Genomic DNA, 17,447 nt, shown 5'->3' with positions numbered 1-17,447 from the left:
CGATTTTGTATATGACCCAGTCGTACGTTATTATTGGTGACGGTGTTGCAGGAAGCTCTGCCGCTGAGACACTTCGCGAGGAGGCACCTGAAGCTACCATCACGGTTCTCACCGATGAGGGCGAGTCGTTATATAATCGAATTCTGATCAAAGAGTATGCGAAAGGGAAGTTACCAGCAGCACCAATCTCGATCCACGATGAGTCATGGTACGATGACCGAGATATTAATCTTGAATTGAACACACTCGTTGTTGATATCGATGTCACCGGACATACAATTGAGACACATCACGGTGACACATACGACTGGGACAAACTCCTTGTTGCGACAGGCGGGACGCCAACGCAATTACCAGTTGACAATGCTGATATGGATGGAATCCATCATTTCTGGACATTCCAAGATGCCCGAGAAATTAAATCAAACATTGAGTCTGCGCATAGTTCTGTCGTTGTCGGAGCAGGATTACTCGGGATAGATCTTGCAGCCATTACCGCTGCCCAGAACGTTGAAGGAAAATACCTGATGCGTGGGGACCGCTGGTGGCGATATGCACTCTCTGAGCAGGGTGCATCGATTATCCATGATGCACTCTGTGAGCGCAACGTTGAGCCTGTCTTCCAGTCAGGAGTTGATCGATTTGAGGTCGATGATACTGGGCACGTAACCGCAGCTGTTGACCCGAATGGTGATCAATATGATGCTGATTTCGTTGGCATCGCAATTGGACTGAACTTCAATACTGAGATTCTCCAAAATACCCCTATCGAGTGTGACGATGGCATTATTGTCGATGAATACATGCAGACAAATCATGAGGATGTCTTTGCTGCAGGTGATATCACACGGTTCTATGACCGAATCCTCGGAGAGCGTGGACGGAATGGTGCGTGGGGATCCGCAAAGGAACAAGGCGCAATCGCAGCGAAGAATATGGTCGAATACAACTCAGAGCCATTTGAGTGGGTCTCAACCTATTCGATCACTCACTTTGATTTCCCATTTCTCTCCTTTGGGCATCCAACCCTCGGTGATGACACTGCCGAAAGAAAGCACTCTGATACTGAGTGGCGACGGTTAGCGTTCAAAGATGGGCGGATTGTCGGTGGTGTTCTCATCGGTGATCTCTCCCCACAGTCAAAATACAAACAACTGATGCGAGAACGTCGCATTGTCTCTGGTCAACGTGATATATTGATGAAAGAAGACTTCGAAGTTGACGATCTTGAGCCAATGGAGGCGGTTGTAGAGTAATTCATCTGAAATTAAATCAACATAATCATACAGACACGCCGCTGATCGTCATTTAAATTGCAGAATATATTGATCATTCTTACTCTGTAGCGCTGATGAGTGCGACTGAAATCAGATACTAGTGAGGGACCTCGGGGACAAGCCCCGAGCCACTCGACTTGTTCATCTGTAGATTTTATATAAAATCAATCCAGTGAGATTGGACCGATGCAATTTTTGATGACTGCGTAATAATATCGGCATGAGCAACACCACATACGATAAATATCTAATAAACGGGAGTCAAAATACTCGCTCAGATATCCGCACTGATGGAGGAACGCCGGGTGGTGATGCAGATATGACACTCGCATTTGAGCTAGAAGCATTGCGTGCACTTGCAGATCCGAACGCTGTATTCAGTGATACGCGACAATGGACTGAATATGTTGGCGTTGTAAGTGAAAAGCCAACATATGTTGTAACAAACTTCACTCGGAAGCATCGAGTCAGACAAGACTTCTTCTCGGGACCACGTGGAGTTGAGGCGAGCCTTGAGAATGTCAAACAGCAGTTTGAAACGACCCGTCACGTCCTGGTAAGTAATAATCAAACTGATGCCGATGTTGCTGAAAATGTCGACTGGGAATTTCTCCCACTTGAAGATGCAGCGTCTGCTGCTGAGTGGGAACTCGCTGAGAATACAGAGACAGATGATCCATTCGAATCGAGTGAACGCGATGACTGGCCGTAATCCCACGGATAGTTATTTTCAACAGATATCCCGTAACACTATTTCACGACTACTATGACGATAATTTATACATTCGCCTCATGTTCAGATGCGTGCATATAGTATCATTCATTAGTCCAATTATTTGATATTATCATATATCATTTCTGTTGATTTTGCGTATGGAGATATTCGTTTTTGTAGAACGAAAGCATTAATCGAATACCGTTCTAGGGTCTCATCGATGAGTCACCAGTTGCCTGATGTTCAGGCAAGTCGTCCCGACGTCACCGTCGGATTGAGTCAGGTTGGAGTCACAGACGTTGATAAACTCGTGAAAATTGAGCGCGAGGGAAAGAACCCACTTGTATTAATGGCTGAATTCGAGGTATTTGTTGATCTCCCGAGCGGTCGAAAGGGAATCGATATGAGCCGAAATATGCAAGTAATTGATGAGACGCTTGAGGCGGCTGTTTCGGGATCAGTATCTCGTGTCGAGGATATGTGCGGTGACGTCGCAGAGCGATTATTAGAAAAACATGAGTATACGACAACTGCGACAGTCGAGATGACCGCAGACCTTGTTATACATGAAGACACTCCAGCGAGTGAACTTCCAACACAGAATACAGTCTCGATTATTGCCAGCGCGACTGCGACTGATGAGGGAACCCGCGAGGAAATTGGCGCAGAGGTGGTTGGGATGACAGTCTGTCCGTGTTCGCAGGGAATGTCGGCATCTAGAGCTCGTGATGTGATGCGTGATCTTGATATTGAGGATGAAACGATTGAAACATTCCTCGAGCAGGTTCCACAGCCAGGGCATTCACAGCGTGGGCATGCAACACTCACAGTTACAGCTGATGGATCCCCGGATGTTGACTTGATTGAACTTGCCGACATCGCTCGCGATGCGATGTCCGCACGAATATATAATCTGGCAAAACGTCCAGATGAGGACTATATGACATACCATGCACATGCTGATGCAAAATTTGTCGAAGACTGTGTTCGTTCAATGGCTGAGCAAGTTGTTGACACATTTGACCATCTCGATAATGACGCTGTTGTGCGAATGAAACAATCAAATGATGAATCGATTCATCAACATAATGCACATGCTGAACGCGAGGTTTCACTCAAGCAATTGCGAACAGAAGTTAGCACATCATAGTAACTAGTTATTGTTCTATCTACTGCATATACGAATGTGGCAATTTCGAGCGTGAATAATCAAGAGACCGTGTAATTATAATCTCAGTATGATATACTCTGCAGAATGTATAAAAGTAGACCACTGAGTTAAAATTTAGATAATTCTCTTACAATCTGAGAGCCTGGTCTAAAATGATAAAATTATCCGCGCGCTCTGTGGAGCTGGAGCGGGTATGAATAAGTGTAGGTAAGTAAGAATAATCACTTTTTGATCTCCAATCTTTAATGTGTGAGCACTGACACTGTTTTCATCAGTTCATCCGGCGTGGTCGTGGTCGCGGTCTCGGTCTCGGTCTCGGTCTCGGTTTCTGACCCATGAATGAGATGAGGTGTATCATCTTGGATATCGGCATTGGGTACTACAATTGCTTCATGATCAGCAATACGCAACACAGCACAGTGAAGATCTGACCCTACCTCAACACCCATTCTTAGAAGAATTACTACTCGTGTTGCTCGTGCTGTGACCGCTCTATACCCAGCAACTTGCACACCTAATCGCTCACGGGCACCTGCGAACGCTGCAAGTGCGTCTGTTGCAACTGTAATATATTGTTGAGTATCACTTACGATTCCAAGATTCACCAATGCATCTGCCATTTTGACGGTTCCATCAAGTGGTTACAGTGGATGATCAAGCAATCCGGAACCAGCTGTTGGACCATCTCGAAACCCTCCGGTAGTATCAGTATCATAAAGTTAGTCAATTGCAGTGTCGGCAATGGGGGTGGCCATCGACATAGGATTATTTGTAAGCTCATTCACATCCTGTCCAAGCGCCCGACGTGCGGTAACGAATACGTTGATAATGCGAGCATGGTCTTCTAACAACAACAACATGGGCTCGGAAGAATCTATGTCTCCGTCTCTGAGCTAAAAGTCGTATCATCAGATATATGTGATTCATTCAACACTCCATCGTAATCAGCATGAAACACAGCCCCACTACTGATGATGAACGCTGACTCAACTGCCATGAGCACACGACGACCGTATTCATGTGCTTCCTCATCGTCATTATACGCGCCCAGTGTCAACAGTGCATCTGCCATGAGAGCGTTTGACCCCACATACATTGTTGGATCACAACGAGAATCGGCAGTCGCGTCTGATTCCTCTTTATTCGTATCACTCTCCAATTGTGGGGCAATATCTTTTGCAAACGCGTGACTGTTCCACAGTTGATCAACTAGGAACTGTTGTGTACCATATGCCGGGTCAAGCAGCGTTTCCTCACCGGTATACAGCTATCCGTTTGCGAATGCACGAATCAACAGCATTCGTATAAAGAATCTTTTTTACGAAGTGTTGACCAATCGCGGTTGTCAGTGTATCGATAGAATCCATCCGTTCCATGATCATACAGCGATTCTGCAGTTACATGAAGTGTCTCAATTGCTTGATTTCGCTCACGCTTGAGAGCGAACTCGATTGGTCGTGAAAGTGGGAATTTTGCACTATCTTCCCACCCTACGAATTGATCATTCCATTTTGACTCGAGTTGTCCGGCAATACGGTCATCGACCGTTCCCACCGGTGTCGGGTCGTCTGTAAGTGGTTATAGAATTCGACCGGCATCAGCACCTCGTTCGGTCCAAACAGACCGGACAGAATCAGTAACTTGTCGTATACCACCAGCACCTGTGAGGGGTTTTCCTGTTGATGTACAGAAAACAGTCGATGGGAATTCACCCATATTGTATCGCTCACGAACCCGCGGATGACGATCAATATCGACACAAATTGTAATGAACCCGTTATTAATATTGGCGGCAATATGTGGCTCAGCGTGCGTCTCCATATCCATCTCCTGACAACCGTCACACCAAGTTGCCGTCAATGAGAGAAGCACCGGTGTATCACTCGCCTGTGCTTTGGCAAATGCCTCATCACCCCACTGCCGCCACTCAACGCGGGTCGGATCGTCAATCACAACATAATATCAGTGATGACACGTATTAAGAAATTGAGGTATCAATCACAGTACGATACAATATTAAAAATATATACTCAAGATTGATATCGACACAAGGGCTATCAATGCTGATTGGGTATTCATTATATGAAGACTCGATGGGTGATCGTAGCTCTACTATCGATTCCACTCGTTGATACATTGCTTCTTGTGCCGATTGCGACAACCATCGGTCTCCTTGCCACAGTGCTTATTGTCGTCTTGACTGGGCTCTTCGGGATGGTGCTTGTCCGTGCTGAGGGTCGGACAACAATACAGCGAATCCAACAGAAGATTGCACAGGGAACGCTCCCGACGAATGAATTAATTGATGGAGGATTGCTCATTGCTGCTGGTGCATTCTTACTGACACCTGGGATTGTTACTGACGTAATTGGATTCGCAAGTGCAATTCCTGTTACACGATATCCGATTCGCATTCTCGCGAAACGGTATATCGTCACGCCGATACTTGATCAACGAACGAATGATTTCATATCCGGTAATGTATATGTGAATGGCTTCCCAGATGATGATACAATAAATCTTGATCCAGAGGAGTATGGGCATCCTGATGAAGATCGATAGTGAATCAGCTTATGCAGATAATATTGCTGCCCATCTCGATGCAGTGCATTGATTTTGATACGACTGGAAAACCGCTGAAAGGAAACGCTTAAACACATCATTACGCTAGCATCACATGCGCTCCGCTGGGCCAATAGCTCAGTCAGGTTGAGCGCTCGGCTGATAACCGGGAGGTCCACGGTTCAAATCCGTGTTGGCCCACCTCCTTTCCAACTATTCATACTGTAGTTGGAGTCCGGGTCGTAACTCCCCAGCCAACTAATTTCGTTACATACCGATTACCGGTGGGACTGTTAATGCCGAGCTTTTATTCAAACGTGGATCAATATGACCACGTGCATGACCCGATTGAATCGAGTAATTCAGGAGTTATCAACGGTAACTCACGAGTATACGTATGAGCACCGACAGTACAACAGATGACAATTCGGGCGATACTGGCACTGGAACTGACACTGATGCCAATCGTACTGACGACACCGTCAAGACACTCAACACGGTTGATCAAACCGACGTAGGTCTCTTCGAGTTGACGCGGAGTAAATTATTATTAGGAGCGTTATTGTTGAGCGGCATTGCTGGGTCAGGACTTGCACGACGAGCTCTCGCTGAGGCGGGATACAATGATCTTGGAGTTATCATCTACACACTCGGATATGCTGGAATGGTCTTTGCGGTGTGGTTTGGGTGGATACGTCCACTTGATATTACGGGTCCAACCGGACGGTGAGACTGCTCTGAAGAACGGAAGTTTAATGAACAGGTCACATAGAAAACCAGATTACCGATGTTCCCTCTACAGCTTGTCGATAGCTTCTTGCTCAACTACAACGTCGGGCAGGCGTTATTGCTTGGATTTGTGCTTGCCACTGTCGGCGCACTTCCATTGAAGTCCCAGCGACTAGTCGCAGCAAACACTACCCTCTTTGGTCTTATCTTTATTCTCACACCACAGGCACTTGTGCCGATACATTATCTTTTCTTAGGTATTGCACTGTTACTTGTCGGTCCTCTGTTATACACAACTGCAAGTGAGTGACGGGACCTGAGGTGGCTGTAAACCAACCCGCTGCTGTGATTCTCCGATTACAATCGAAGTCAGAACTGAGACCTCATGAGTAAAAATAGTGATTAATACAGTTAGCTGTCCAAATAAGGGTTTTTAACAGCTGTGGATACAATATAATAGTATGACACAACCGCGGGTTCCCAGTGGGGGTGGTGAAACTATTGACTTAGCTTGTGGTGAGACAACTGCTGTCCGCCAACTTGACCTCGGAATGCGTGAGTTTGAGTGCGACTGTGGGGAGCAGCATGCTGTTGTGATGGATATCCACCCTGCAGAGCGCTTTCTTCCAGAGTTCCTTGTCGAAGTGCTTAGAGAGGCAGTAGAAACGACCAGCGAGGATATGCCAGAGTTCGGTACCGCCCATCTTCTTGGGATTGTACTTGAGGAATTTCCTGATCGTGTCGCCGTTGTTGATGTAAGCAATGACGGCGAGGTAGGTGCAGGGATTGTCTGGGTTACTGACTTTGATTCTCGCCGATTACACGAAGTCGTTGTTGAGTTGGTGATTGAGTTAATGGACCATGCTGTTAGTCACGGTGAAGATTCTATTGCAACACAGTTTGAATCACAGATGCATGAGTTTGATATCGGCGAATTTGTCGATCAATATCGTGAGCAACGTGAATTCTCTGAAGCTGACGCGATGTAATAGCTACAATTCATTATAGAAGATAGAGAATCCAATACTTATTTTATATCACTAGATTACGAATTTCGCAACCCGACTTCGCATCTCGTAGCATTTCGCCGGGCTTATTACGATGTGCAGACTGTACCGCAGTGATGACTGACGAGGACGCAGATACTAACATACGGACTGATACCGATAGCGCTGACATCGCATCAGCCGACCGGACGATCCTACTTATCGGTAGTGGTCCAATTCAAATTGGGCAGGCAGCTGAGTTTGATTATTCTGGCGCACAGGCCTGTCGGGCGCTTCAGGAAGAGGGCGCACGGGTTGTCCTCGTCAACTCGAATCCTGCAACAATCATGACCGATCCGGAGATGGCTGATCGAGTATATATCGAGCCAATTACGACCACGGCAATCGCGGAGATTATTCGCACTGAACAACCAGACGGTGTGATTGCTGGACTCGGTGGACAGACTGGTTTGAATGTCACAGCGGAACTTGCAGAAGAAGGTGTTCTTGAAACTCACAATGTTGAGATTATGGGGACACCACTTGAGACAATATATGCAACAGAAGATCGCGACCTATTTCGTCAGCGAATGGAGCGGATTGGACAGCCAGTACCGCAATCGAGGACAATCTCTCTGACAGAGGGTGAGGCTGTCCAATCGCTCACCGAATCAGATCTCAGAGATCGAGTATATGATGCTGTTGAGGCAGTCGGTGGGCTCCCAGTTATTGCACGTACCACATACACCCTTGGTGGATCTGGGTCAGGTGTTGTTGCTGAAATGAATGAACTGGTCGAACGTGTCCGCAAGGGATTACGACTCTCTCGTAACAGTGAGGTGTTAATCACCGAATCGATTGCTGGGTGGGTAGAGCTTGAGTATGAGGTAATGCGTGATGCTGACGATTCAACGATTATTATCTGTAATATGGAGAACCTCGATCCGATGGGGATCCATACTGGTGAATCAATTGTAGTGACTCCATCGCAGGTTATCCCAGATGAAGGACATCAGGCAATGCGTAATGCTGCACTCGATGTCATTCGAGAACTTGGAATTCAGGGTGGTTGTAATATTCAGTTCGCGTGGCATGATGATGGAACGCCAGGCGGGGAGTACCGTGTTGTTGAAGTAAATCCTCGAGTCTCTCGGTCCTCAGCGCTTGCTTCGAAAGCGACTGGATATCCAATCGCCCGCGTTACAGCAAAAGTGGCACTTGGCAAACGACTCCATGAGATTGAAAATGAGATAACCGGTGAAACGACCGCTGCGTTCGAGCCTGCAATCGACTATATCGTCACGAAGGTTCCACGCTGGCCTAAGGATAAATTTGACAATGTTGACTTTGAGCTCTCAACAGCCATGAAATCGACCGGCGAGGCAATGGCTATCGGTCGCACGTTTGAAGAATCACTATTAAAGGCATTGCGCTCATCCGAGTATGACCCAGCAGCCGATCTTGAAACACTCAGTGACATAGAACTCAAATCAGAGTATCTTGACAGACCAACGCCAGACCGTGCATATGCAATCTTTGAGGGGTTCAATCGTGAGTATTCCGTCGACACAGTTGCTGAGTTGACGGGCATCAAACAATGGTATCTTGAGCGATTTCAACGTGTGTCAACCGCACTAAAATCCGCACAAAATGGTGAACTTACAACCGCTGCAACGACTGGTATCACAAACACTGAAATTGCGGAGACAGCAGATGAAGCAATTGACGCGGTTGAGAGAACTGTTCCTGGACGAACATACAAGCAAGTCGATACTTGTGCTGGCGAGTTCGCTGCACAAACACCATATTATTACTCTTCACGAAAACCAGAATTTGCCTCGGGTTCTGGACCGTATGAAGGTGCTGCAGCAGCCGGGGAACTTCGCGTTGACCGTGATGTCGAAAGTGTCGTTGTCGTCGGTGGTGGTCCAATCAGAATCGGACAGGGCGTTGAATTTGATTACTGTTCGGTACATGCAGTCCGTGCTCTCAGGGAACTTGGAATCGGTGCACATGTTATCAATAATAATCCAGAAACTGTCTCGACGGATTATGACACGTCCGATGGACTCTTTTTTGAACCAATTACTGCTGAGGAGGTCGCAGATGTTGCTGAGGCAACCAACGCTGATGGGGTAATGGTGCAGTTTGGCGGACAAACTTCAGTTAATATCGGACAGCCACTTGAAAATGAACTTGACCGCCGCGGACTTGATTGTGATATTCTTGGCACGAGTGTTGACGCGATGGACCTTGCTGAAGATCGTGACCGATTTAATCGCTTGATGGGTGACCTTGGCATCAAACAACCCATTGGTGGGTCAGCAACAAGTGAGTCTGAGGCGCTTACGCTCGCGAATGAACTTGGATACCCTGTCCTTGTTCGCCCTTCATATGTGCTTGGAGGACGCGCAATGGATGTTGTTCACTCTGATGCAGAGTTACAGGAGTACATCGAGGAGGCAGTTCGTGTTTCACCTGATAAGCCTATCCTTATTGATCAGTTCCTTGCTGATGCGATTGAGCTTGATGTTGACGCTGTTTCTGATGGTGAGCGGACAATCATTGGCGGTGTTATGGAGCATGTCGAGAGTGCCGGGGTCCACTCAGGTGACTCTGCATGTATGATTCCACCGCGTTCATTGAGCACTGAAACGATGTCTCGTGTCCGCGCTGTTACAGAGGATATTGCTACTGCACTGGACACAGTTGGATTATTAAACGTACAATTAGCTGTCAAGGATAACGATGTGTATGTTCTTGAGGCAAATCCACGATCATCACGCACCGTGCCATTCGTTTCAAAGGCAACAGGCGTTCCAGTCGCGAAACTCGCAGCGAAAGTGATGGCTGGTGAGTCACTTACCACACTAGATACCACCGAGCAGATTCCAGCAGAAACCAGTGTCAAAGAAGTCGTCTTACCGTTTGATCGATTACCAGGGTCAGACCCACGACTCGGTCCTGAGATGAAATCGACTGGTGAGGTGATGGGAACTGCCTCAACCTTTGGAAAAGCCTATGATAAAGCACAAAACTCAGTTGGAAAATCAATTCCGTCTGCAGGAACCGCCTGGGTCGATCTCTCAGATGAGGAGTTCCCAGACCCTGATAGTGATGATGGTACTGCATTACGAGATGGATATGATGCATGCTTTGAACTCGCGACGTTCCCGGAGAGTGATAGCACAGAGGCTCTTATCAGTGCGCTTCGACAGGGTGAAATTGATATTGTCATTTCCCGCGATCGCGGTCCACTTGAGATTTGCGTCGAAGAAGAAATCACATACTTCTCGACGACTGCATCAGCCTTTGCGGCACTTGAAGCGATTGATACCAAAGATGACCCGATTGATGTTGATCCAGTCTCTGACCGGCCAACAATGACCAGCAAGTGGGGATAAAATCTCCGCCATAGGAGCGGCTAGATTCAATGTGGATACTCGTTTTGAGCGTAGTTGCAGCGACTGTTGAATTGAACCAATCGTCACGATCAAGATGAAATCTGATGTGGTTTTGTGATTATCCTGAAGCTGCTCTGTCTCACGTTTTATGTTACATTTCTGGTACATTTGAGAGCACACCCATAGCCAAGATTAGTGACAGCCACGACCGTCGAACAGTCCAAATAAAATCTATCTGTGTCAATTAAGACGCAACTTTGCACGTATGAAGTTTTTATTATACAGAAAATACAATTGCAGTAAGAACTGATATTCGATGAGTTAGTTTATTGATTACAAACTGACTCATATGCAGCATCAATCGCACTACCGGTATCTGTATCGAGGTCAACACCAGCTTCTATTGCATATACTGCCGCTGCTGCTTCAACAGAAATCCCAAGGTGGCGCTGTCGTTCGTTGATTTCAGCAACCACCTTGCGTTTCTCATGTCCGGCGGTAACAAGTGCATCAAGTAACTGCTCAAATGCTGATTGTTCTCGAAGAATTGACTCATCAGGTTCGTATGAGTCAGGAATCGAAATAGTCGCTGGGTCGAACTCTGCAATAACTTTATCACCAGACTGAGAAAGTAATCCCCGGCTAGCAGCGATAGTAATCAACCGCTGGACCTGGTCAGGTGAAAACCAGTTGCGGTCAAGTGAAAGTGCAACGACAAATGACCCCTCACCGAGACGTGTTTTCCCACGTTGTTTAAATGGGACAGCAACAGCGATTTTAAGACTCATACTAATATTGTGTGTGCAAATGATATAAACTACTCAACTGCATCTATCAATGCCAGAGATAGCTATCCCGTGAAGCAATTTTTATCCCACGATTAAATTGTATTCGCTGATGCACTCATCTAAATCGTCACGGTTATTATATTAATTTTATTGATATACCCTATTTGACGTCTCTCAGCAAATCATATATAAACGTACAGATTGCTGCTTTTGGAATAATGTGCAATTAATACCGAGCATACGTGTAATGCGAGTCATTGAAGTATTCACCGAGAGTGTTTATTTACATGAAAGACCAAGGACGATCAACGCGGAAACGAACTGGTGGGCGACTTCATAACGTAGGTAAAAAGAAGCGACACCAACTCGGGCGTGAGGCTGCAGAAACAACGGTCGATGACCCACGATTCCAAGTTATCGATGCGCGTGGGTCCGAAAATAAACTCCGAGCATTATCAACAAATATTGCACAAGTCGCAGATGGCGGTGAGGTGTCTACGGAAGAGATTGAAAATGTTGTTGATAATCCTGCGAATGTTAATTATATTCGACGAAATATTATCACAAAGGGAGCAATCATTAAAACCTCTGCAGGGCAAGCACGTGTGACGTCTCGACCAGGACAAACGGGTCAAGTTAGCGCCGTACTTGTTGAAGACAACTGACGTATTGCGTCATATTCTAATCTCAGTATAGACTTGTATATTATTGGTGGGGTAACTCCTGCGGTTTCAATAATTTTCGATATCATAGTTCAATACATACGTATGTGAGTATATCACGAAAATCAGTTTTTGATATCGAATTAATGCCTTCGCCCATCGGGTGTCATATACAGCAGTTACTGCATGATACTGAGGGTGAGCGTCAATGCAGATATCTGCTATACTCGACAAAATATCAGTGATTACCGCTTTTAGACGCTACTAGGTGACTCATCAAATTTTGCTCATCGAATAGAATACGGAATTGACGATGAATGATATTGATCTCGTTTAATCCACCTAAGGGTGTTCTCAGCGTATCGCCGACGATCAGCGGTGAAATCACAAATAGAAAGTTCAAAAAAACATCAAAAATTCAGCCCAATCTTATGAGCGTGACATTAGTGAGATGAGGCGAAGTACAACGAGGAATTCCAGCAGAGTGATAAATTATGTATTAACTAGAGCAATCTTAGGGCGTTGGCGCTGCTTTTTGTAGTGCCGTTTCGGCAATATTTCCACCATAATCCGCACTTCGAGAGACCGAGTCAACAATTAATCCAAGTAACTGTGCGCGAGAGGGGTCAAGTTCTCTAAGCAATTCATCGATCTGTCGTGCACGCTCATCGATCTGTTGTACTGACTCGCGTGTATCATTCGCAAGGTTCGTTGCTTCATCACTATCAGCAGTGAACAGTGCATCCATCGCATCATCAACAATCGAATGTGATTCTTCACGCAGTTCCATGAGCGAACCAACTACCTCCTCAGGAACCGGCTCATCGAATCTCAATGTCAAGTGTCCTATCTTCGTGGCATGGTCGGCAATACGCTCTAATTGTCGAGCAGCCGACTGATAGCCGAAGCAAATCTCTCTTTCAAGACCTAATTCTTCTGCGGCTTTAGGTGTCCGGAGTGTCGACCGAAAGATCCGAGAGACAACCATCCAAAGACGATCAACATCATCATCTCGTTGAATAATATCACGAGCCATATCAGAATCAAGCGTCGCGACTGCGTCTATTGCATCCTCAAGCATTGATAACGCAATCAACCGCATCCGTGTGACGGCATTATGAATAGATAACTCAGAGGAGTCGAGTAGATCTCGTACGACGATTCGATCACGTGTTTCTTCAAGTACCTCTAGGCCAACAAGACTTTGCGTTGCCTCTCTAACCGTTCGCCGTTGTGTTGTTGTGATTCGATTACTGGTGAGTGAAATAATATCGAATCCACTAACATACATTGTCATCACTGCCCGTCTTAATTCCTCACCAGCGAGATCAGTCACCTCAAGACTCCCACGTGTTCGCTCTTCTTCAGTTGTCGGAGCCAGGAGTAATGAATCACCTTCTGGATAGAACTCTACGACACTTCCAGCAGAAATATCATTATTGTTTGCCCACTCTTTTGGAATCGAGACTGTGAATGTTGAACCACCGGTGACTTGCACCTTCCGGGTCTCTACCATATCTCATTATGCTTTCCATGCCACAATAAATCTGATCATATATATATACTATCATATTGAAATATGATCTGACTTCATATAGTCGTATCGACGACTAAATTTGATCAGAATATATATTTATATGCCATGACTGACGCAATCTCCGATGTATAACTGATTGATAATTAATATTTATTTTGTTTCCCTGCACTGAGCTGGATTACTACACAATATTGCCGATATAATAACAAATAGTCAAAATACATATATACAGTCTGAGACTGTCAGGAGCAGTGCACAATATGTGTTCAGTGTTGATCACACTGAACTATTGATAAGTGACATATATACCCATACATTGATATATATTCGTAGTAGTATGCCTCGAGAATCATATCAAAAGTTAATCTCGCAGTTGCGTGAAGATGTCCTATATATGAGTGAATTAGTGTCTAATCACCTACGATCAGGGCTAGATGCGCTCGAGCAGAAAGATGAGGAGCTTGCGATGGAGATCATCGAACGCGATGAGGATGTCAATACAATGTATCTTGAAATTGAACAGCAATGTATCAAACTTATTGCACTTCAACAACCGGTTGCATCTGATCTCCGGATAATTGCAGCCTCATTTAAAATCATAACTGATCTTGAGCGAATCGGCGATCTAGCAACAAATCTCGCAGAGTATGCCTCGGTTGCCGACCGTGATGTCTTTCCAGAGGTTGACATTCAGCATATCGGAGATGAGATAGATAAAATGTTGACACAAGCAATGCAAGCATATGCGGACGAAGATGCAGAGCGCTGTCGGGCTGTTGCGGCGAGTAATAACAATGTTGATGAACTGTGTGAGGCTGCAAGCTCTCATACAGCAGAATATCGCCGCTGACATTGCTTTTACTCCGGAGTCATATGTTCAAGACATATCACGGCTACTTCTGTCCATCCGTGATCTTGAACGCGTCGGCGACCACGGTGTTAATATCACTGCTCGATCACTGTATATGATTAAAAACGATGACAAACTGCTGTATTAATACCGTCACGATACTACTATGAAAATAATCTATGGCTGGGATCAGTACTACTCATACCGTGTCAGTATATATTTGACTCAGCTAACAATATATTCAATCAATGGTTAAGACACAAGTAAACGATGGATATCGGATTGCGGAATTACTTGCTTCTGAGATAACTGGACATGAAGGAATATTGGCACCATTGTCGGTTGGTGACGCCGACCCTGACGTTACCCCGACTGAAGATGGTGCACTCACATATCATATCTTACATGCTGCCAATGACGATGACGTCGCAGCTGTATACGCTCATCCTAAACATATTCGTGTCGTGATTGAAACGGCAACTGCAGCGGCACCCGCCGCTAAAGCCGTTGCTGATACTGATATCCGTCTTTGTTCAGACTCTCCTGTACAGTCGTCAGAAAGACCAGCTATGATTATTACCAGTGGCGCCGAAATCAAACGATTTCTCCCAGTGCTTGAGTCTCTTGCTACAGCCATCATAGCAGAGAATACTGATTGATATTAGCTATTGATTTCTAAGTACCGTCGGTAACTGCGAGCAAAGCTCCGTCCGGGGAATGTGTACGGCAGCCTCCGGCGTGGGGTCCGGACCACCGTCATATATTACCTGAATTGGAGTTAACCCGGCGTTAGCCGCACCCGATATATCAGCGTCGACATCATCACCGACATATGCAGTCTTACCCGCTGTTACACCAAGTGCATCAGTGAGCGCCTCGAATGCAGCAGGATCTGGCTTTCCAGCGGACAATTCACCGGTTACCAAGGCAACATCAAATAACTCGCTCAACGTGAGCGTTTGAAGCTTATCTCGCTGTGCTAATTGTGGTCCATTCGTGAGAAGACCAACGTGATATTCTTTGGTGAGTGTCCGTAAAAATGGCTTAACACCACTGAGCGGAACCAAAGCATCAGCAATTTCATGCCGATATGCATCTGCGAGTGCTTTCGCATCGACATCGGTCTCACGACCAGCGAGTAGATCAGCAAATATTGGCGTTCGTGTTTCGCTGGTCAAATGTCGTCCATGAGCCTCAAGATACGCCTCTCGAGTGATCTGTGGGGCGCCAACGCTTGCAATTGCTTCAGCAAGGATTGTTGCCCGATCACGCGTTGGAATAGCAAGCGTCTCATCGAGGTCAAACCCGACCGCGGTGAGTGTCACATTTTAATTTATGATATCGGTCGGTATTATCTTTCTCACTCACTTTGTTCACAACTAATCACGCATGATAATCGAATTATGAGATAAAGAATCACATGATACAGTACATCATACGATGACATCGATAGGGGATGTACTTTTGCCGATTGCGATGTATACATATAATGTGACGCTTGACCCTGTCCACGTTGATGGAATCGCCAACATCGCTGCATACTTAGCACGGCACGTGGACGACACAGATCACACTGATCTTGCTGCGAATATCTGGGAGAACTTCCTTGACCCACTCGCTGATACAACTGGTCGTGCCGTCTGTGAACCTATTTCTGAGCAGCGACTTCGAGTGGCAGCTGTTGATGATATTGCTCTTGCTGAGACACCATTTGAGACCGTCCATGGACTTGATGCCGGGACAATCAATCCGACAACTTTCAAAAATGGATTAGTCCTTGATCTCGCGCAGGCAGCTCTTGCAGCCGTCCCCTCTGATTTAGATCTTCATCGTCATCGAAGCATTGTTGCAACGACACACCTGACCGATACAGTCGTTTCGCTTGATGAACCATGGCAATCACTCGATGAAGGGTACTGTCGGTGGCGGATTATGCAAGCTCCACGAGTTGATCGTTACAGCGAAGGCGTCGTTCATGCACTTGCACTCTATCTCGCTGAAAGTTCACATGCACTCGAACATGCCGAGGCCGTCTCTGAGTTGCTGATATTGGATGGACCTCTTTATCCGGTCGAGTTGCTCAATTGGCAAGACCGCAATGCTACATTTCAAACGCTTTCAACAGAGACAAAACCGCGCTCAATCGTTGCGAACTATTTTCGACTTGTTGAGTCGTTTGTCGAGCGAGATATTCCGCTCTGTGGCTTCATTAAAAATCCAGCATCCAAACGAATAATTGGAACTCTCCGTGACCGCGACATTGATGTTCCATGGGCAGATGATACAGCGCTTTTTACACAGCTCCTTGAACGCCGGAATCAGGGTCCGACTGATAATGATAAAAGCGGTATCAAAGAACAACGAACGGATGAAATAACATTTACCAGCTGGTTCATTTCTCGAAACGGTGCCAATGCGACTGTTGCTGCTGATGGTGACGCATATGGTCTAGATCGACATCTTGACCCACTCTGTTATGAAACCTGCTTTTGTGTTATTTATGAACCACAACATGACATCCTCTACCGGCTTGAAATGCCATATGCATTCGCTAGTGATGATGCAACACGAGCTGCTGTTACACAGCAGGTCGTAAGCGAGGTTGCGGCACGCCGCGGTCCACCAGCTGCGATTGCAAAAGCAGATGAACTGGCTCGAATTAGCACTGATGAGAAGACATCACTCCGAAAACAGTTTGCAGAGTCACTTGACGTCGATGAAGTGAAACGCTATGATGATGTCCGTTGGGAAGAAGCTGAATAAGTT

Annotated in this window: 19 protein-coding genes, 1 tRNA gene and 1 pseudogene; 13 read left to right on the top strand and 8 right to left on the bottom strand. The window is 46.0% G+C overall.

Annotated features, from left to right (window positions below):
• Positions 1 to 11 precede the first annotated feature (11 nt).
• The 3 genes from J07HQW2_RS08335 to mptA all read left to right on the top strand — a co-directional run bounded on the left by J07HQW2_RS08335 (position 12) and on the right by mptA (position 3,142).
• Positions 12 to 1,256, top strand: coding sequence for an NAD(P)/FAD-dependent oxidoreductase (locus tag J07HQW2_RS08335; RefSeq protein WP_021055011.1), 1,245 nt, complete (start codon positions 12 to 14; stop codon positions 1,254 to 1,256).
• A 340-nt stretch (positions 1,257 to 1,596) separates the two neighbouring features.
• A complete protein-coding gene (locus J07HQW2_RS08330; protein WP_048075564.1) occupies positions 1,597 to 1,989 on the top strand; it encodes a DUF7124 domain-containing protein in 393 nt (130 codons plus the stop codon).
• A gap of 223 nt (positions 1,990 to 2,212) precedes the next feature.
• Entirely contained in the window at positions 2,213 to 3,142 is a 930-nt protein-coding gene (mptA, locus tag J07HQW2_RS08325) for a GTP cyclohydrolase MptA (RefSeq protein WP_021055009.1), read from the top strand.
• A 263-nt stretch (positions 3,143 to 3,405) separates the two neighbouring features.
• Here mptA and J07HQW2_RS08320 read toward each other — a convergent pair whose 3' ends face one another.
• The 5 genes from J07HQW2_RS08320 to J07HQW2_RS18160 all read right to left on the bottom strand — a co-directional run bounded on the left by J07HQW2_RS08320 (position 3,406) and on the right by J07HQW2_RS18160 (position 5,116).
• Positions 3,406 to 3,783 carry a hypothetical protein gene (locus J07HQW2_RS08320; protein ID WP_021055008.1) on the bottom strand — a complete coding sequence of 126 codons (378 nt, stop codon included), beginning with the start codon at positions 3,781 to 3,783 and terminating at the stop codon, positions 3,406 to 3,408.
• Between the two features lie 99 nt (positions 3,784 to 3,882).
• Complete coding sequence (locus J07HQW2_RS18175; protein ID WP_303704030.1) at positions 3,883 to 4,014, bottom strand: hypothetical protein; 132 nt, start codon at positions 4,012 to 4,014, stop codon at positions 3,883 to 3,885.
• Between the two features lie 23 nt (positions 4,015 to 4,037).
• A complete protein-coding gene (locus tag J07HQW2_RS18170; RefSeq protein WP_021055006.1) occupies positions 4,038 to 4,322 on the bottom strand; it encodes a hypothetical protein in 285 nt (94 codons plus the stop codon).
• Positions 4,323 to 4,453: 131 nt separating this feature from the next.
• A complete protein-coding gene (locus J07HQW2_RS18165) occupies positions 4,454 to 4,717 on the bottom strand; it encodes a hypothetical protein (RefSeq protein WP_021055005.1) in 264 nt (87 codons plus the stop codon).
• Positions 4,718 to 4,741: 24 nt separating this feature from the next.
• Positions 4,742 to 5,116 carry a DUF255 domain-containing protein gene (locus J07HQW2_RS18160; protein ID WP_021055004.1) on the bottom strand — a complete coding sequence of 125 codons (375 nt, stop codon included), beginning with the start codon at positions 5,114 to 5,116 and terminating at the stop codon, positions 4,742 to 4,744.
• A gap of 129 nt (positions 5,117 to 5,245) precedes the next feature.
• Here J07HQW2_RS18160 and J07HQW2_RS08310 point away from each other — a divergent pair, with 129 nt between their 5' ends.
• The 6 genes from J07HQW2_RS08310 (at position 5,246) to carB (ending at position 10,844) form a co-directional block, all read left to right on the top strand.
• A complete protein-coding gene (locus J07HQW2_RS08310; protein WP_021055003.1) occupies positions 5,246 to 5,725 on the top strand; it encodes an FxsA family protein in 480 nt (159 codons plus the stop codon).
• Positions 5,726 to 5,852: 127 nt separating this feature from the next.
• Positions 5,853 to 5,926 (top strand) — tRNA-Ile (locus tag J07HQW2_RS08305).
• Between the two features lie 328 nt (positions 5,927 to 6,254).
• Positions 6,255 to 6,455, top strand: coding sequence for a DUF7996 family protein (locus J07HQW2_RS08300; RefSeq protein ID WP_048075563.1), 201 nt, complete (start codon positions 6,255 to 6,257; stop codon positions 6,453 to 6,455).
• A gap of 57 nt (positions 6,456 to 6,512) precedes the next feature.
• Positions 6,513 to 6,764: a DUF8006 family protein gene (locus tag J07HQW2_RS08295; RefSeq protein WP_021055001.1), complete on the top strand. Its 252-nt coding sequence runs from the start codon at positions 6,513 to 6,515 to the stop codon at positions 6,762 to 6,764.
• A gap of 151 nt (positions 6,765 to 6,915) precedes the next feature.
• Complete coding sequence (locus J07HQW2_RS08290; protein ID WP_021055000.1) at positions 6,916 to 7,443, top strand: DUF5815 family protein; 528 nt, start codon at positions 6,916 to 6,918, stop codon at positions 7,441 to 7,443.
• Positions 7,444 to 7,577: 134 nt separating this feature from the next.
• Positions 7,578 to 10,844, top strand: a complete 3,267-nt coding sequence (carB, locus tag J07HQW2_RS08285) for a carbamoyl-phosphate synthase large subunit (RefSeq protein WP_021054999.1) — start codon at positions 7,578 to 7,580, stop codon at positions 10,842 to 10,844.
• Between the two features lie 326 nt (positions 10,845 to 11,170).
• Here carB and J07HQW2_RS08280 read toward each other — a convergent pair whose 3' ends face one another.
• Entirely contained in the window at positions 11,171 to 11,632 is a 462-nt protein-coding gene (locus tag J07HQW2_RS08280) for a DUF2240 family protein (RefSeq protein WP_021054998.1), read from the bottom strand.
• A gap of 287 nt (positions 11,633 to 11,919) precedes the next feature.
• Between J07HQW2_RS08280 and J07HQW2_RS08275 the strand changes: the two genes are divergently transcribed.
• Positions 11,920 to 12,297 carry a 30S ribosomal protein S8e gene (locus J07HQW2_RS08275; RefSeq protein ID WP_021054997.1) on the top strand — a complete coding sequence of 126 codons (378 nt, stop codon included), beginning with the start codon at positions 11,920 to 11,922 and terminating at the stop codon, positions 12,295 to 12,297.
• 511 nt (positions 12,298 to 12,808) lie between these two features.
• Here the strand turns inward: J07HQW2_RS08275 and J07HQW2_RS08270 are convergent.
• Positions 12,809 to 13,810 carry a phosphate uptake regulator PhoU gene (locus J07HQW2_RS08270; protein ID WP_021054996.1) on the bottom strand — a complete coding sequence of 334 codons (1,002 nt, stop codon included), beginning with the start codon at positions 13,808 to 13,810 and terminating at the stop codon, positions 12,809 to 12,811.
• Positions 13,811 to 14,168: 358 nt separating this feature from the next.
• Between J07HQW2_RS08270 and phoU the strand changes: the two are divergent.
• A pseudogene (gene phoU, locus J07HQW2_RS08265) lies at positions 14,169 to 14,829 on the top strand (phosphate signaling complex protein PhoU).
• Between the two features lie 100 nt (positions 14,830 to 14,929).
• Entirely contained in the window at positions 14,930 to 15,340 is a 411-nt protein-coding gene (locus J07HQW2_RS08260) for a DUF7993 family protein (protein WP_021054993.1), read from the top strand.
• A 6-nt stretch (positions 15,341 to 15,346) separates the two neighbouring features.
• Here J07HQW2_RS08260 and J07HQW2_RS08255 read toward each other — a convergent pair whose 3' ends face one another.
• Positions 15,347 to 16,006, bottom strand: a complete 660-nt coding sequence (locus J07HQW2_RS08255; protein ID WP_021054992.1) for an HAD family hydrolase — start codon at positions 16,004 to 16,006, stop codon at positions 15,347 to 15,349.
• Between the two features lie 166 nt (positions 16,007 to 16,172).
• On the opposite strand from J07HQW2_RS08255, the gene J07HQW2_RS08250 reads away from it, so the two are divergent.
• Entirely contained in the window at positions 16,173 to 17,444 is a 1,272-nt protein-coding gene (locus J07HQW2_RS08250) for a DNA double-strand break repair nuclease NurA (protein ID WP_048075562.1), read from the top strand.
• Positions 17,445 to 17,447: the final 3 nt, after the last annotated feature.

The sequence above is a fragment of the Haloquadratum walsbyi J07HQW2 genome, from assembly GCF_000415985.1.
Classification (GTDB): Archaea; Halobacteriota; Halobacteria; order Halobacteriales; family Haloferacaceae; genus Haloquadratum; species Haloquadratum walsbyi_B.
This window is presented reverse-complemented; position numbering and strand designations above follow the sequence as displayed.

Bases quoted from the DNA above. Each gene is read 5' to 3' on its own strand.
- J07HQW2_RS08270 (WP_021054996.1), bottom strand. From the start codon at position 13,810: ATGGTAGAGACCCGGAAGGTGCAAGTCACCGGTGGTTCAACATTCACA.
- J07HQW2_RS08320 (WP_021055008.1), bottom strand. From the start codon at position 3,783: ATGGCAGATGCATTGGTGAATCTTGGAATCGTAAGTGATACTCAACAA.
- J07HQW2_RS08335 (WP_021055011.1), top strand. From the start codon at position 12: ATGACCCAGTCGTACGTTATTATTGGTGACGGTGTTGCAGGAAGCTCT.
- J07HQW2_RS08280 (WP_021054998.1), bottom strand. From the start codon at position 11,632: ATGAGTCTTAAAATCGCTGTTGCTGTCCCATTTAAACAACGTGGGAAA.
- mptA (WP_021055009.1), top strand. From the start codon at position 2,213: ATGAGTCACCAGTTGCCTGATGTTCAGGCAAGTCGTCCCGACGTCACC.
- J07HQW2_RS08275 (WP_021054997.1), top strand. From the start codon at position 11,920: ATGAAAGACCAAGGACGATCAACGCGGAAACGAACTGGTGGGCGACTT.
- carB (WP_021054999.1), top strand. From the start codon at position 7,578: ATGACTGACGAGGACGCAGATACTAACATACGGACTGATACCGATAGC.
- J07HQW2_RS08260 (WP_021054993.1), top strand. From the start codon at position 14,930: ATGGTTAAGACACAAGTAAACGATGGATATCGGATTGCGGAATTACTT.
- J07HQW2_RS08290 (WP_021055000.1), top strand. From the start codon at position 6,916: ATGACACAACCGCGGGTTCCCAGTGGGGGTGGTGAAACTATTGACTTA.
- J07HQW2_RS08295 (WP_021055001.1), top strand. From the start codon at position 6,513: ATGTTCCCTCTACAGCTTGTCGATAGCTTCTTGCTCAACTACAACGTC.
- J07HQW2_RS08330 (WP_048075564.1), top strand. From the start codon at position 1,597: ATGACACTCGCATTTGAGCTAGAAGCATTGCGTGCACTTGCAGATCCG.
- J07HQW2_RS08310 (WP_021055003.1), top strand. From the start codon at position 5,246: ATGAAGACTCGATGGGTGATCGTAGCTCTACTATCGATTCCACTCGTT.